13 protein-coding genes are annotated in these 13,918 nt (G+C 69.7%); 7 read left to right on the forward strand and 6 right to left on the reverse strand.

Going from position 1 to position 13,918, the window contains the following annotated elements; translation table 11 throughout:
* Positions 1-2: 2 nt before the first annotated feature.
* The 3 genes from GA0116996_RS09885 to GA0116996_RS09895 form a co-directional block, all read right to left on the reverse strand.
* Positions 3-1,163, reverse strand: coding sequence for an efflux RND transporter periplasmic adaptor subunit (locus GA0116996_RS09885; protein ID WP_092310079.1), 1,161 nt, complete (start codon positions 1,161-1,163; stop codon positions 3-5).
* 2 nt (positions 1,164-1,165) lie between these two features.
* Entirely contained in the window at positions 1,166-2,614 is a 1,449-nt protein-coding gene (locus tag GA0116996_RS09890) for a TolC family protein (protein WP_092310082.1), read from the reverse strand.
* A gap of 217 nt (positions 2,615-2,831) precedes the next feature.
* Positions 2,832-3,242, reverse strand: coding sequence for a cobalt-zinc-cadmium resistance protein (locus GA0116996_RS09895; protein ID WP_092310085.1), 411 nt, complete (start codon positions 3,240-3,242; stop codon positions 2,832-2,834).
* Between the two features lie 335 nt (positions 3,243-3,577).
* On the opposite strand from GA0116996_RS09895, the gene GA0116996_RS09900 reads away from it, so the two are divergent.
* Complete coding sequence (locus GA0116996_RS09900) at positions 3,578-4,183, forward strand: nucleotidyltransferase domain-containing protein (RefSeq protein ID WP_167355490.1); 606 nt, start codon at positions 3,578-3,580, stop codon at positions 4,181-4,183.
* Positions 4,146-4,607, forward strand: coding sequence for a hypothetical protein (locus GA0116996_RS09905; RefSeq protein ID WP_141693724.1), 462 nt, complete (start codon positions 4,146-4,148; stop codon positions 4,605-4,607). The genes GA0116996_RS09900 and GA0116996_RS09905 overlap by 38 nt, the downstream gene beginning before the upstream one ends.
* A gap of 14 nt (positions 4,608-4,621) precedes the next feature.
* Here GA0116996_RS09905 and GA0116996_RS09910 read toward each other — a convergent pair whose 3' ends face one another.
* The 3 genes from GA0116996_RS09910 to GA0116996_RS09920 all read right to left on the reverse strand — a co-directional run bounded on the left by GA0116996_RS09910 (position 4,622) and on the right by GA0116996_RS09920 (position 8,188).
* Positions 4,622-6,253: a rhodanese-related sulfurtransferase gene (locus tag GA0116996_RS09910; RefSeq protein WP_092310094.1), complete on the reverse strand. Its 1,632-nt coding sequence runs from the start codon at positions 6,251-6,253 to the stop codon at positions 4,622-4,624.
* The gene (locus GA0116996_RS09915; RefSeq protein ID WP_092310097.1) at positions 6,250-6,867 is read right to left on the reverse strand and encodes a cysteine dioxygenase family protein; all 618 of its coding nucleotides are present in this window, start codon (positions 6,865-6,867) and stop codon (positions 6,250-6,252) included. Before GA0116996_RS09915 ends, GA0116996_RS09910 begins: the two co-directional genes overlap by 4 nt.
* 109 nt (positions 6,868-6,976) lie before the next feature.
* A complete protein-coding gene (locus tag GA0116996_RS09920) occupies positions 6,977-8,188 on the reverse strand; it encodes an acyl-CoA dehydrogenase family protein (RefSeq protein ID WP_092310100.1) in 1,212 nt (403 codons plus the stop codon).
* Between the two features lie 195 nt (positions 8,189-8,383).
* Here GA0116996_RS09920 and GA0116996_RS09925 point away from each other — a divergent pair, with 195 nt between their 5' ends.
* Genes GA0116996_RS09925 through GA0116996_RS09945 form a run of 5 tightly spaced genes read left to right on the forward strand, consistent with a single transcriptional unit; the run spans position 8,384 to position 13,705 of the window.
* The gene (locus GA0116996_RS09925; RefSeq protein ID WP_092310103.1) at positions 8,384-9,481 is read left to right on the forward strand and encodes an LLM class flavin-dependent oxidoreductase; all 1,098 of its coding nucleotides are present in this window, start codon (positions 8,384-8,386) and stop codon (positions 9,479-9,481) included.
* Positions 9,482-9,525: 44 nt separating this feature from the next.
* Positions 9,526-10,542, forward strand: a complete 1,017-nt coding sequence (locus GA0116996_RS09930; protein ID WP_092310106.1) for an ABC transporter substrate-binding protein — start codon at positions 9,526-9,528, stop codon at positions 10,540-10,542.
* A gap of 4 nt (positions 10,543-10,546) precedes the next feature.
* Positions 10,547-11,620: an ABC transporter permease gene (locus tag GA0116996_RS09935; RefSeq protein ID WP_092310109.1), complete on the forward strand. Its 1,074-nt coding sequence runs from the start codon at positions 10,547-10,549 to the stop codon at positions 11,618-11,620.
* Positions 11,614-12,492, forward strand: coding sequence for an ABC transporter ATP-binding protein (locus tag GA0116996_RS09940; RefSeq protein ID WP_183299228.1), 879 nt, complete (start codon positions 11,614-11,616; stop codon positions 12,490-12,492). The genes GA0116996_RS09935 and GA0116996_RS09940 overlap by 7 nt, the downstream gene beginning before the upstream one ends.
* A 40-nt stretch (positions 12,493-12,532) precedes the next feature.
* On the forward strand, positions 12,533-13,705 hold the full coding sequence (locus GA0116996_RS09945; RefSeq protein WP_092310112.1) for a c-type cytochrome: 1,173 nt from the start codon (positions 12,533-12,535) through the stop codon (positions 13,703-13,705).
* The last annotated feature ends 213 nt before the right edge of the window (positions 13,706-13,918 follow it).

Here is a 13,918-nt window from a genome sequence, read left to right on the forward strand (position 1 = left end):
GATTACCCTTGTTCGAGGCGCTTGCGCTCGTTGTCCAGGTGGAAGGCGCCCTCGACCACGATGCGGTCGCCGGCCTTCACGCCGTTCTGGACCACGCGCATGCCGTCGCTCTCGGCGCCCAGCTTGACGCGGGTCAGGCGGTACTTGTTGCCCGGCATCTCGACATAGACCAGCTCGTCATTGCCGTCGCGCACCACCGCCGCCGCCGGCACCACCAGCTGGTCGACCGGCTTGCCGGCAATCAGCATGCTGGCCAGCATGGCGGGCTTGAGCCGGCCATCGCGGTTTTCCAGCTCGGTGCGGACCAGCACCGTGCGCGATTGCGGGCTGACCGTGCGGCCCACGTAGATCAGCTTGCCGGTAATGGTCTGGCGTCCGGCGCCGTTGGCCAGCGATGGCACCTCGATCTCCACGCTCTGGCCTTCGGCCACCTGCGCGGCCTGCTGCTCGGGCACCTCGGCCACCACCCATACGCGCGACAGGTCGGCCACGGTGTAGAGCGCGTCGGCGGGCTGCACCACCTGGCCCTGCGCCACGTTACGCTCGACCACGGTGCCGCTGATGCTGGAATACACCGGCGAGTGCGAATTGATGCTGCCGCTCTTGGCCAGCTGCGCGATCGAGGTTGCCGACATGCCCAGCACGCGCAGCTGATCGCGGTAGGCGCGCATCTCGGCCGAGGCAATCGCCAGTTCGCTCTCGCGGCGCTGCAGCTCGCCGCGGCCGATCACGTCGGCGGCAAACAGCTGGCGCGCGCGCTCGGCGTTGCGGCCCTGCAGCTCGGTCTGCGCCTCGCTCTTCAGGAACGCCATCTGCGCCGCGCCCAGCTCGCTGCTGTGCAGCCGCGCCAGCACCTGGCCGGCCTTCACTTCCTGGCCCAGCGTGGCATAGAGGTCAGTCACGCGGCCGGTCACGCTGGCGCCGATGCGCGACACGCGCTGCTCGTCGAAATCGATGCGGCCGGCCACGCGCAGCATCTCGCTGAACGGGGAGCTGGCCACCGGGGCCACCTTCAGGCCCTTCTGCAGGTTGCCCTCGGGCTGGATCACGCCGGGCGGGAGCTTGGGCGCCTCGGCGACGGGCTCAGGTTTGTCGGAACAGGCCGCCAGGCTGAACGTCAGGACGGCGGCGGCCGTCAGCGAAAGCAGGAAATTGGGACGCATGGTTATTTCTGTTCGATGTTGGACGTCGGCTGCAGGCCGGGGGCAGCGGTGGCGCCAGGGGCGGTCGACATAAGCTTTTCGATCTGGATCGCGGCCAGCTGCAGGTCATACTGCGCGGCGATCAGCTCATTGCGCGCGCCACGCAGCACGCGCTGGGCATCGAGGTAGTCCAGGATGCCGCGCTCGCCGAAGCGGTAGGCGGCCTCGGCCACGCCCAGCGCCGACTCGGCCTCGCGCACGATGCCCGACTCCAGCGCCGTCACCTGGGCCTGGTTGATCTCGTACTGGCGGTAGGCTGCTTCCAGTTCCTGGGTCAGCTCGAACTCGCGCATCTCCAGCGCGCTGCGCGCCTGCGTGGCCTGCGCGGTGGCTTCGCCCACCGGGCCGCTGCGGCGGTCCCACAGCGGGATGGTCAGGATCAGGCCGATCTGCGAGACGTTGTTGTCAGGCTGGCGGTCGGTGCTGGCGCGCAGCGCCACTTCCGGCCAGCGCAGCGACTTCTGGTAATCGACACCCAGCTGCGCGCGCTCCAGCTCCATGCGGCGCTGGACCAGTTCGGCGTTGCCGGCGGTCATGGTGTCGCGCAGCGCCGGCAGCGGCGGCACGTCCGGCGACTGGCCCAGCGTGCCCGCCAGCGAAAACTGCCCCGGCATGGCGCCGCCGACCTGCTGGCGCAGCGCGGCCTTGGCCTGGTTGACGCGCAGCTCGGCGGTCTGCTGGCTCTTTTGCGAGGCCAGCAATTCGGTCTCGGCCTTGATCAGCTCGTAGCGCGGGGCCTCGCCCACTTCCACGCGCAGGCGCGCGCGCGAGTGGATCTGCCGCATCATCGCCAGGTCTTCCTCGGCGGCGTGCAGCTCGCTCTCGCGGCGCAGCACGTCGTAATAGGCGGTCTTCACGCGCGCGGCCAGGTCGGCGCGGAAGCCCTGCCGCACCGCCTGCGACGATTCCAGCCCGCGGGTCGCCATGGCTTCGCGCAGGCTGCGCTGGTGCGGGTAGTCGAACTTCTGCACCACCGCGTAGCTGGGCGCATTGCCGCTGGCCACGCCCGGCTGCTTGCCGGACATGCGTCCATACATCACTTCGACCTGCGGATTGGGATAGGCGCGGGCGCTGCTGATGGCGGCGCTGGCCGCGTCGACATTGGCTTCGGCGGCGGCCACGCCCTTGTTGGTGGACTGGGCCAGGTCGAGCAGCTGGGGCAGCGAGTAAGCGGGTCCGGCGGCAGCGGCGCCGGCCGGGGCGGTCTTCGGTACGGCGGCGGCCGCCAGGATGGCGGCGCCCGGCAGCGGCGCGGCAGCCGGCTTGGACAGCGGTGCGCGGGCCGCGGGCGCGGCACCGGCCAGGTCTGTCGCCTTCGCGGAGGTCGCGCCTTGGGCGCCGGCCTGGGCCGGGGCCGCGGCAAGCGCCATCAGCGAAAGCGACGCGATCAGGGTCAGCTTGGTTGTTGTCATGAGTCGGGAAAGCAAGCGATACGTCTGCCTCTCGCCACGCTGCCGCCCGCCCCGGGTGACGCCGTCACGGGGACGCAATCACGGCAGGGCGCACAACGGCGGCGGCATGCCCGCGCGGTCAGGCGGCAGGCAGGCTGGCGATATCAGGCAAAGGGGCGCGGCCCGCGGCTGGGCGGCTGCATGCGGCAGCGCGCACGGTGCGGGCGCAGGAAAGCGGTCAGGCCAGGGCTATGGGCGGCCGGAAAAAGGCGGAAGGCGGCGGCTCGGCGCGGCCTGGCGGGTGCTGGGCCACGTCGCCGCTAGGCAGCAGGAACTTCACTGGCGGCAACGCAAAGAGCGCGCTGGATTCTTCGATCTCGTCGAGCAGGTCGAGCGGATCGAGCAGGTCGGCCGACCAGATATTGCAGTACCCGGGGGGCGGGTCATCGCAGATATCGTCGTCGTGCAGGCCGTCGTCGCCGGGCACCACGATGCGGCCCAGATCGTCGACAGGCTGGGCCGCCGCCATGTCGATCAGGTCCACCCCCGCCTGCTGCGGCCCCGGCAACGCCGCGCGCGCGTCCGCCGCTGCTCCAAAGGAGAGCAGCGACAGGCACATGGCAGTCAGCAGCAGGAACAACAGTCGCATTGGGTCGGGGGCTTTGGCGGCATCGGCTGGGGCCAGGGGTGTTTCGCGGCCGCCAGGGATGCTGCAGGACAGCATTGTAACTGAACGATTACGATTGACAGGGAATCGTTACGTTCGTTCCCTTGCTGTAGAGAGAACCTGCGTCTTTGGCGCCTTTTGAGAAGGATCTGCTCTGCAGCGAAGCCCCTGGTTTGTACGATCTTCACCTGAAACCAAGCGGCTTAAACGCCCCGCCCAAAGCCTCCTGCATAAAATGCAGTGACAGTGCATGATCTGCAGCGTCAGTGCATAATATGCAGCAACGCTGTAGATCATGCAGCAAAAGGAGGCTTACCGTGCACAACGTACTTCTTGGTGAACTTTTCGGTGGCGAAAAGCGCCTGGCACTTTTGCGTGCCCTCTATCTCACTCCGGGCAAGCAGTACGCGCTCACCGAACTGGCCAGAATGTCGGGATCCAACACGGGAAATGTAACGCATTGGCTTAAGCGCTGGACCGAGGTCGGGCTGGCCATTCGGTCGCAGGACGGCCGAAACATTCGGTATAGCGCCTCCGATTCGCCCTTGCTGGCAGGCCTGACCGACATCGTCCGCCGCAGTGACGCCGGGCTGGAGGATGTCAGGAATGCGCTACCAGAAGAGGTGGAGATCGCCGTGATATTCGGATCGGTCGCCCGCGGCGAAGAACAGGCGACTTCTGACCTGGACGTGCTGGTGCTGGGCGAAGAACTTAGCGCCGTACGCGTCAATGCGGCGTTGAAACCGGTCGGGCGCGAGCACGGACGGGAAATCCATGCCTCAGTATTCTCGAGGTCCGAGTTTGAGCAGATGCTGGCAGAGGGAAACAGCTTCGCGCTGGGTGTGGTGGGTCAGCCAGTTATCGCCTTGAAAGGAGACTTTGCCTATGGCAGCGCGCAAGCCGGCACAACTGACATTGGATGAGCCTCAGGCCGTCCGCCTGGAGCGCATGCAGAACAAACAGATGGTGCAGGAATTGCTGCGCGCGGCCGTGCAGAAGTTCCAGGACACAACGGTGCAGGGAGTGTCGGACCCAACAAAGTTCGAAGCCGCCTACGATGCAATCCTGTTCGCAGCGCTGGCCGTCTTTGCCGCACAAGGCTACCGGATCACGGCGGCGCAAGGGCACCACCGCATCGCACTGGAAGGGCTTGTCGGGTCCATCGGTGGCAGCCAACTCCTGCTGGACGAGTTGGACGGCCTGCTGTCCATCCGCAATGAAAAGTACACGGGATTTGCCACCGTCAGGGCGCCTGACATGCGCCTGGCCCTGGAACACGCCAGGCGCATACTCGACGACACGTCGCACTGGCTGCGCGAGCACTTTCCCGGCATGCTGAAGCCTTAGCACAACACCACGCCCTACACCACCCTGAACCCATGCGTGCCGTCGCGCTCCAGCTGCGCGATCAGGCCGAATTCCCAATCCAGGTAGCCCTGCATCGCTTCGCGCGGGTTGTCGGTGCCTTCATAGGGGCGGCGATAGCGGTCGGTGCGGCCTGAGGCCAGGCGCGTCTCGCCGCTCTCCAGCGGCAGCCCCGCGGCGATCCAGGCCTGGGTGCCGCCTTCCAGCACGAACACTTCCGCATCGCTCAGGCGCCGCAGGTCGGCGGCGGCAAAGCGCGCCAGCAGGCTGGTGCCGCAGGTGAGGACATAACGCCGCGGCCGCGGGATGCGGGCCAGCGCGTCGGCCAGCTGGGCGCGAATGACAAAATACGCGCCCGGGATATGACGCTTGACGTAGTTGGCGCTGGTGGTGAAATCCAGCACGGCGGTGCTGTCGTCGCCGGCCTCCAGCCATGCGGCCAGCTGCGCCGTGCCGACGCTGGCTACGGGCGCCGGCGTCGGCACCGGCGCGGCGACCGGCCCGGTCTCGCTGCGTGCAGAGGCGGCCACCGGTTCCACCACCCAGACCTCCCAGCCCATCTGCGCCAGCCAGGATCCCGTCATGCCGGCCCGCACGTCATCGTCGTCCGCCAGCACGATGCGCGCGCCGCGCACCGGCGCGCTGTGGTCGGTTTCTTGCACCAGCTGCCCGCCCGGCGCATTGACGAAGCCCGGCAGGTGGCCGTCGGCGAATTCCTCGGGCGTGCGCACATCGAAGCGGTACACCGTGCGCCCGGGCGAGTGCAGCGTGTCCAACTGCGCCAGCGCGATGCGCCGCACGCCGGCGCGGTCGGCGATCTCGCGCGCGCCACGGCGGGCGCTGTCGCGGTTGGCGTCGCTGACCGCGGCCGGGGCGCGGCGGCTGGCGCCATGGTCCAGTTGCTGGCCGGCCAGGGTCCAGCCAATGGTGCCGTTGCGCAGCGCCGCCACCGGGTTCGGGATCCCCGCGTTCACCAGCGATTGCGTGCCGATGATGCTGCGCGTGCGGCCCGCGCAATTGACGATCACGCGCGTGCGCGGATCAGGGGCGAGCTCGCGCACGCGCAGCACCAGCTCGGCGCCCGGCACGCTGGTGGCGGTGGGGATGCTCATGGTCTGGTACTCGTCGAAGCGGCGCGCGTCGACGATCACCACATCGGCCCGGCTGTCGATCAGTGCCTGCACTTCCTCGGCCGCCAGCGACGGCGTATGGCGGGCGGCTTCGACCACTTCACCGAACGACTTGCTCGGCACGTTGACGTCGCGGAACACCTCGCCGCCGCCATCGATCCATGCGCGCAGCCCGCCTTCCAGCAGCTGCACCTGGGTATAGCCCAGGCCTTGCAGCACCGCCGCCGCGCGCGGCGCCAGGTCAGCGCCGGCATGGTCGCCATAGACCACGATGCGCGTATCGCGGCGCGGAATGCGCGCCCACGCGTCCAGTTCCAGGCGGGACAGCGGGAAATTGGCGGCCCACAGCGGATGCTGCTGCGCAAAGGGATCTTCCTCGCGCACGTCGATCAGCGCGATCTCGTCGCGGTTGCGCAGGGCGCTGCGCACGGCTTCGGCAGAAACCGTGGGAAAGGCCGGCGTGGCTGGCGCGGCCGGCGTGGCGGAAACGTTGGTCATGACTGGGCAAGTTCGCGGGAGCGGTCCCACAGGTTGGGCAGGGTCTGGTTGGAGTAGCCGGAGACAAAGGGCTTGCGGGTGCCGTCCTCGGCGTAGACCGAGCGGCGCACCGCGCCGATATTGGCGCCGTAGACGTGGATGCTGACCGAGACGCGGTCGTCGTAGACGTTGTTGACGCGATGGATATCGCCGACCGCCGGCGACACGGCTTCGACCTGGCCGGGCAGCAGGCGCACGCTCGGGCCGCTGGCAACCGGCCGGCCGGCGGTGTCGAGTGCAAACGGCTGCGCATCTTCCGCGCCGCGCAGCATGCCGATCAGGCCCCATACGGTGTGGTCGTGGATCGGCGTGCGCTGGCCCGGTCCCCAGACAAAGCTGACGATGGAAAAACGCTCGGCGGAATCGCAATGCAGCAGGTGCTGCTGGTAGTACTCGGGGTGTGGCCGGGCCCACGCTTCGGGCAGCCAGTCATCGCGCGCGACCAGCGTTGCCAGCAGGGCCCCGCCTTCGCGCAGGATGCGGGACTCGTCGGGATGCTGGTCGAGCAGCGCGGCCAGGCCGGTGATGAAATCGCGCAGCGGCGCCAGCGCGTTGGGATCGGGGGAACTGCCCATGGGAGTGCTCCGGAGTGTCTCGTTGTGGTTGCCGGCCGCCGGGGCCGGCCGCGCGGCCCTCTAGCGGGGCGCTGGCCCCGCAAACATAGCACGGCAGGCGCGGCAGCGCTTACAGGCCCAGCTGCGCGCGCCCGGCGGCGAGCAGGATCGAATCGTTCTGCGGCGTATGGATGCGGCTGCACAGCACGTCGCGATAGTGGCGCTCGAGCGGATGGTTGCGGCTCAGCCCGTGGTTGCCCGACAGCTGCAGCGCCAGCTCCGCCGCGCGGATGGCGTTGCCCGTCACGGTGAATTTCAGCAGGCCGCTGTCGGCCATTGCCGGCGGAGCGCCCGCATCGGTGCGCGCCGCGGCGTCGTCGAGCAGCACCTGGTTGACGCGCAGCAGCGCGGCGATCTCGCCGACAGCTTCCTGCACGCGCGGCAGCGTGGCCAGCGGCGCGCCCAGGCTGCCGGGCGCACGCTCGCGCACGAAGTCGTTGAGCCAGGCCGACGCCGCGCGCGCCACCGCGTCATAGAGGCTGCCCAGCAGCACCACCATCCAGGCTTGCTGGTCGGCGTTGGCATCGAGATCCGCCTGGCTGGCGCCGGCCGGCGCCCACGCCGATGGCCCACGGATATCGACAGCGTGGTCCGGAGGAATCCAGACATTGTCGAGCACGGTCTCGTGGCTGCCCGAGGCACGCAGGCCAAGGTGGTTCCAGTTCTCCACGATGCGCACGCCGGCGATACCCGACGCGGGGCCCGGCACCAGGAACACACCCACGCGCGGCTGCGGCTCGTCGGTGCGGGCCCACACCGCGAGCCAGCGCAAGGCAGGAATGCCGGTGCTGTACAGCTTGCGGCCGCTGATGCGCCAGCCGTCGGCCACGCGTGTCGCCACCGTGGCCGGCAGGCCGCCGCGTGCGGGCGAGCCCAGCTGCGGTTCGACGCGCAGCGAATTGATCAGCGCGCCCTCCTGCACCGCGCTGGCAAAGACCTGCTCGCGCAGCACCGCTGGCCAGTGCGAGTCGGCGCGGGCGAGCGCGCGGTGCTGCAGGTAGGTCATGGTCAGCACCAGCGCGGTCGCGGCGTCGCCGCCGGCCAGCGCGGCCACGATGCGGCGCGCCTGCGCCAGGCCCGCCCCGCCGCCGCCGTGCGCGCGCGGCACCACCTGCGCAATCAGGCCATGGGCGTGCAGCTGCGCAAAGTTGTCGTGCGGGAAGCTCGCCGCGGCATCGTGCGCGCCGGCATCGCCGGCAAAGCGCGCGGACAGCGCCGCCAGCACCTCGCCAAGGCGCGCATCGCTGCCGGGCAGCCGGCGCAGGGCAGACGTCAGGGACATGGAACAGAACTCCGGGAGAAAGATGAGCGCGCGGTGCGCACCGAATGCCGCCCAGCGTAGCGCCGCCGCTGTCCGGCGAGAACGATGCTTATTGAATATGGAGCGTCGTTTTTATTCGTTAGCGCAGGCGCGCCGCTGTCGTACTTTCTGCCTCAGCCCTAAACCAACCCGACACCGACTTCCAGGAGAGCGCACATGAGCGTCGATTTCATCGGCATGATCCAGAGCCAGAAGCAGTCAGAGATCCATCCCCCGTCCGGTCCGGTGATCGATCGCGACTACGTGCGCGCGTTTGCGCAGGCGCATGAACAGGCCGGCTTCGACCGCATCCTGGTGCCGCACCACTCCACCGGCCCGTCGGCAACGCTGACCATTGCCTATGCCGCCAGCGTGACCGAGCGCATCCATTTCATGCTGGCGCATCGCCCCGGCTTTACCGCGCCGACGCTGGCCGCGCGCCAGATCGCCACGCTCGACCAGTTCAGCGGCGGCCGCCTGGGCGTGCATTTCATCTCCGGCGGTTCGGACAGCGAGCAGCAGCGCGACGGCGACTTCCTCGACCATGACCAGCGCTATGCACGCACCGACGAATACCTGCACATCCTGCGCCGCATCTGGACCGAGGCCACGCCGTTCGACCACGCCGGAGAGTTCTACCGCTTTACCCAGGGCTTCTCCGAGGTCAAGCCCGCGCAGCAGCCGCATGTGCCGATCTATTTCGGTGGCGCCTCGGCCGCCGCGCTGGCCGTCGCCGGCAAGCATGCCGATGTCTACGCGCTGTGGGGCGAGTCGCTCGACCAGGTACGCGAACTGACCGCCCGGGTGCGCGCCGAAGCCGCGCGGCACGGCCGCACGGTGCGCTTCTCGGTATCGTTCCGCCCGATCCTGGCCGACACCGAAGACAAGGCCTGGGCCCGCGCCGACCGCATCCTAGAGCGCACCCGCGCGCTGCGCGTGCAGGCCGGCTACAGCCGCGGCGGCCCGCAGCAGAGCGAGGGCGCACGCCGCCTGCTGGCGGCGGCCGGGCAAGGCGACCGCGTCGACCAGCGCCTGTGGACCGCGATCGCGCGCGAGACCGGCGGGCGCTCCAACTCCACCGCGCTGGTCGGCACGCCCGAGCAGGTCGCGCAAGCGCTGCTGGCCTACTACGAGCTGGGCGTCACCACCTTCCTGATCCGCGGCTTCGATCCGCTGGAAGACGCCATCGACTACGGCCGCGAACTGATCCCGCGCGTGCGTGCCCTGGTGGTGCAGCACGACGCCGCACACGCGACGCAGCGCCAGGCCGCCTGAGCGCACCAACCCACCACACCACACCACGAAGACGGGAATCCCACATGAGCCAGAACCACAGCAACCATGCCGACCCACGCCGACGCCGCGTGCTGCGGCTTGCCGGCGCCGCGGCCGTGGCCGCGCCCGCGCTGATCCTGGGCCGGCAGGCCTGGTCCGCCCCGCGCAAGCTGACCTTTGCCTGGAACCAGAATTCCTTTTGCCTGACTCCGGTCGTGGTGGCGCAGGAGAAAGGCTTCTTCGAGAAGAACGGCCTGCAGGTCGACCTGATCAACTACAGCGGCTCGACCGACCAGCTGCTGGAATCGATCGCCACCGGCAAGGCCGATGCCGCGGTGGGCATGATCCACCGCTGGCTCAAGCCGCTCGAAGCCGGCTTCGACGTCAAGATCATCGGCAGCTCGCACGGCGGCTGCGTGCGGCTGGTGGGATCGAAGGCCGCGGGCGTCACCACGCTGCAGCAACTGAAGGGCAAGACCGTCGGCGTCAGCGACCTGGCGGCGCCGGGCAAGCACTTCTTCACCATCCTGCTGGCCAAGCACGGCATCGACCCCGACAAGGACGTCACCTGGCGCCAGTACCCGGCCGACCTGCTGGGCGTGGCGGTCGACAAGGGCGAGATCCAGGCCATCGCCGACGGCGACCCCAATCTCTACCTGCTGGAAAAGCGCACCAACGGCGCCTACGTGGAACTGGCCACCAACCTGACCGGCGAGTACGCGCGCAAGGTGTGCTGCGTGGTCGGCGCGCGCGGCGAACTGGTGCGCAACGACCGCCCCGCGGCAACGTCGCTGGCGCGCGCCATCGTGCAGGCCACCGACTATGTCAACGAGAATCCCAACGAGGCGGCCCGGGTGTTCGCCAGGTACTCGCCCAAGATCAACCCGGAAGACCTGCGCAAGCTCTACGCCACGCTGACCTATACCCACCACCCGACCGGTGTCGACCTGCGCGACGAGATCGCGTTCTACGCCGACGATTTCCGCCGCATCGGCGTGCTCAAGAAGTCCACCGATGCCAAACGCCTGGCGCAGCATGTCTACGCCAACGTACTGGGGTAATGCCATGACCACCAGCCAAAGCGCGTTCGAGCCAGGCCTCGGGCACCAGCCCTCCGCGCCGCACGCACCGCACGCACTGCACGCACCGCACGCAACCGCATCCCGCCACGCCGGCCCGATCTGGGCCACCGGCATCCTCGCCGCGCTGGCGTGGGCCGCGTTCGGTGTGCTGACATGGCAATGGCCCAACCAGGCAGCGGGCTTTAGCGACTGGGCCTATACCGCGGAACTGGGCATCGCGGCGCTGGCCGGCGCGGCCTTGCTGGCCGTGGTGGCGCTGGCCGGGCAGCGGGCGCCGGCCGCGCAACGCCCGCTGGCGGCGTTGCGCGCCGCCGGGCCGTGGCTGGTGGCGCTGCCCGTCGCGCTGTCGGCCTGGGAAATCCTGACCGCCAAGACCGCGATCCTGCCCACGCCGTTCTTCGCGCCGCCGCAGGCACTGATCGAGGTGTATGCGGACGACTGGCCGCGGCTGGGCGAGAGTGCGCTGAACACGCTGAAGCTGCTCGGGCTGGGCGTCGCATATGGCGGTCTCGCGGGCTTCCTGGTGGGCGTGTCGATCGGCTGGTCGCGACGCATCGGCTACTGGGTGCATCCGGTGCTGCGCGTGCTGGGGCCGCTGCCGTCGACCGCGCTGCTGCCGCTGACCTTCTACTTGTTCCCGTCGAGCTATGCCGCGGCGGTGTTCCTGATTGCGCTGGCCACGGCCTTCCCGGTGGCGGTGCTGACCTGGTCGGGCGTGGCCGGCGTCAGCAAGAGCTATTACGACGTCGCGCGCACGCTGGGCGCCTCGGGCTGGTTCCTGGTGCTGCGGGTGGCGATCCCGGCGGCGCTGCCGCAGGTGTTTGTCGGCCTGTTCATGGGGCTCGGCGCTTCCTTCTCGGTGCTGGTCACCGCGGAAATGATGGGCGTGAAGTCCGGCCTGGGCTGGTACCTGACCTGGGCCCAGGGCTGGGCCTCGTACGTCAACATGTATGCGGCGCTGATCGTGATGGCGCTGCTGTTCTCGGGCGTGATCACGCTGCTGTTCGCCGCGCGCGACCGCGTGTTGTCGTGGCAGAAGGGGACGGTGAAATGGTGAGCGTGGTCGAGCGGTTGAAAGCGTCGGGATCTTTCCCGCGCGTGAAGAAAGCTCCCCTCTCCCGCGCGCGGGAGAGGGGAGTTAACGCGGCGGCAGTTGATGACTCGACAGCACGGACCGGCGCCCGCATCGACATCCGCCAGGTCAGCCACTGGTTCGGCAGCGGCGCCGACCGGCTGCAGGTACTCGACAACGTCGACCTCGCCGTGGCGCCGGGCGAATTCGTCGCCCTGCTCGGCCCCAGCGGCTGCGGCAAGTCCACGCTGCTGCGGCTGGTCGCGGGCCTGGAGCAGCCCTCGTCGGGCGACATCCTGCAGGACGGCGCACCGATTACCGAGCCGGATCCGTCGCGCATCGTGGTGTTCCAGGATCCCACGCTGTACCCGTGGCGCCGTGTCTGGGACAACGTTGCGCTCGGGCTGCAGGCGCAGGGCATCCTCGCCCGGCAGCGCCATCGCGTTGACGACGCGTTGCGCCGCGTAGGGCTGGAATCGTTCGCGCGCGCCTTCCCGCACCAGCTGTCCGGCGGCATGGCGCAGCGCGTGGCGCTGGCGCGCGCGCTGGTCAACGAGCCGCGGCTGCTGGTGCTGGACGAGCCGCTGGGCAAGCTGGATTCGCTGACGCGGCTGGCCATGCAGAGCGACCTGGTCGAGCTGTGGCAGCGCTCGCGCTTCTCGGCGCTGCTGGTCACGCACGACGTGGAAGAGGCGCTGTTCCTGGCGCAGCGCGTCATCGTGTTCAGCCAGCGTCCGGCGCGCATCGCGGCCGAGCTCCGGGTCGACCTGCCCTATCCCCGCCATCGCGGCGATCCGCGCCTGACCGCGTTGCGCCATCAAGCGCTGCGCCACCTGGGGCTCGACGCCAGCTGGTAATGACACGCATGGCGCCGTACTTCCCCGCGCGGGCCGCCCGATGAGCGGCCCGCCGCCGCAGGCCTGGCTGAATGCGCTGCTGGTGCTGGTCGAGGCGCTGCAGCGCGGCCTGCTGTCGCTCTGGCATGCGCTGGGCCTGACCGGCGACAGCCACGGCCAGCCCGCATGGCCGTGGGCGCGGCGCGTGGCCGGCGAGACCCTGCTGATCGACCTGGGCCTGGCACGCCAGCTCGGCCTGACCCTGTGCGCCCTGGCGGTTGCGGTGCTGGCCGTGGCGTTGGCGCTGGCCTGGCGCCGCCGCGGCGTGCTGCTTGCAGCCGGCGCGCTGGCACTGGTGGCGGCGCCGTGGCCCAGCACATCGCTGCTGTTCGTGCCGGCCGCACCGACCAGCTTCCACGCCAGCCCGGCGCGTTTTTCGGTCGACACCATTGCCCTGGGCGCGCGCGTCTATGCGCAGCATTGCGCCAGCTGCCACGGCACGGACGGACGCGGCGAAGGGCCGCTCGCCGCCGGCCTGGCGGTGTGGCCGCCCACGCTGGCCGGCCCGCTGCTGGCGCGACGCGCCGACGGCGAGCTGTTCTGGCACGTGCTGGCCGGCATGCGCGACCGGCGCGGCCGGCCCACCATGCCCGCCTTCCGCGACCGGCTTGGCGATCATGAGGCCTGGGCCGTGATCGATTACATGAAGGCGCTATCCGCCGGCAGCGACAGCGCCGGCAACTGGCCCGTACCGCTGCAGCTGCCGGAGATGGCGGTCCGCTGCGCCGGTGCCGCGCCGATAGCGCTGTCCGTATGGCGCGGCGGGCAGCGCGTGCGGCTGGTGGCGGTCGATGGCGCCACTGCGCTGCCATACGACGATCCCCGCTTCCTGACCGTGCTGGTCACGCCCGACGGCCGCCCGCCGGCGCAGGTGCCGGCCTTCCGCGCCGGCTGCACCGCGGCCTCCGCGCAGGCCTGGCAGGTGATCGCGGCCATCTCTGGCCAACCCCTTGCGCAGCTGGCCGGCACCCAGCTGTTGGCCGACCGCGCCGGCTGGCTGCGCGCGCGCGGCACGCCTGGCCGGCCATGGTCCGACGCAGACCTGGTGTGCGTGTCGGGTCCGACCACCGGCATGCCACGCTCGCCCTCGCCTGCGGCCGACGGGCTGACCGCGCTGCTGCTGCGCATGGACGCCGAGCCGGTGCGCTTCGTCAAGGGCGGCTTCATTCACTGAACTGCCGCCACCAGCCCGCACCGATCCGCGTGCGGTCCGCCTCAGCGACATCCCGATTTCTTAGCCGCCACCGCTGGGCGTCTTGCCTGCCGGTGGCTGCCGCGCTTCGGTCGCTGGCGCTTCACCCCCCAATAAATGCTGCATAAGGCACCCATAAAGGCCTTCTGTCTCATTTTTTTATCAATTTCATTCCGTAAACCAAAACTTCCTATT

This window comes from Cupriavidus alkaliphilus (assembly GCF_900094595.1).
Taxonomy (GTDB): Bacteria; Pseudomonadota; Gammaproteobacteria; order Burkholderiales; family Burkholderiaceae; genus Cupriavidus; species Cupriavidus alkaliphilus.

Excerpts from the sequence above, each read along its gene's own strand:
- GA0116996_RS09930 (WP_092310106.1), top strand. The coding sequence starts at position 9,526 with ATGAGCCAGAACCACAGCAACCATGCCGACCCACGCCGACGCCGCGTG.
- GA0116996_RS09940 (WP_183299228.1), top strand. The coding sequence starts at position 11,614 with ATGGTGAGCGTGGTCGAGCGGTTGAAAGCGTCGGGATCTTTCCCGCGC.
- GA0116996_RS09915 (WP_092310097.1), bottom strand. The coding sequence starts at position 6,867 with ATGGGCAGTTCCCCCGATCCCAACGCGCTGGCGCCGCTGCGCGATTTC.
- GA0116996_RS09910 (WP_092310094.1), bottom strand. The coding sequence starts at position 6,253 with ATGACCAACGTTTCCGCCACGCCGGCCGCGCCAGCCACGCCGGCCTTT.
- GA0116996_RS09885 (WP_092310079.1), bottom strand. The coding sequence starts at position 1,163 with ATGCGTCCCAATTTCCTGCTTTCGCTGACGGCCGCCGCCGTCCTGACG.
- GA0116996_RS09890 (WP_092310082.1), bottom strand. The coding sequence starts at position 2,614 with ATGACAACAACCAAGCTGACCCTGATCGCGTCGCTTTCGCTGATGGCG.
- GA0116996_RS09920 (WP_092310100.1), bottom strand. The coding sequence starts at position 8,188 with ATGTCCCTGACGTCTGCCCTGCGCCGGCTGCCCGGCAGCGATGCGCGC.
- GA0116996_RS09895 (WP_092310085.1), bottom strand. The coding sequence starts at position 3,242 with ATGCGACTGTTGTTCCTGCTGCTGACTGCCATGTGCCTGTCGCTGCTC.
- GA0116996_RS09905 (WP_141693724.1), top strand. The coding sequence starts at position 4,146 with ATGGCAGCGCGCAAGCCGGCACAACTGACATTGGATGAGCCTCAGGCC.
- GA0116996_RS09925 (WP_092310103.1), top strand. The coding sequence starts at position 8,384 with ATGAGCGTCGATTTCATCGGCATGATCCAGAGCCAGAAGCAGTCAGAG.
- GA0116996_RS09935 (WP_092310109.1), top strand. The coding sequence starts at position 10,547 with ATGACCACCAGCCAAAGCGCGTTCGAGCCAGGCCTCGGGCACCAGCCC.
- GA0116996_RS09945 (WP_092310112.1), top strand. The coding sequence starts at position 12,533 with ATGAGCGGCCCGCCGCCGCAGGCCTGGCTGAATGCGCTGCTGGTGCTG.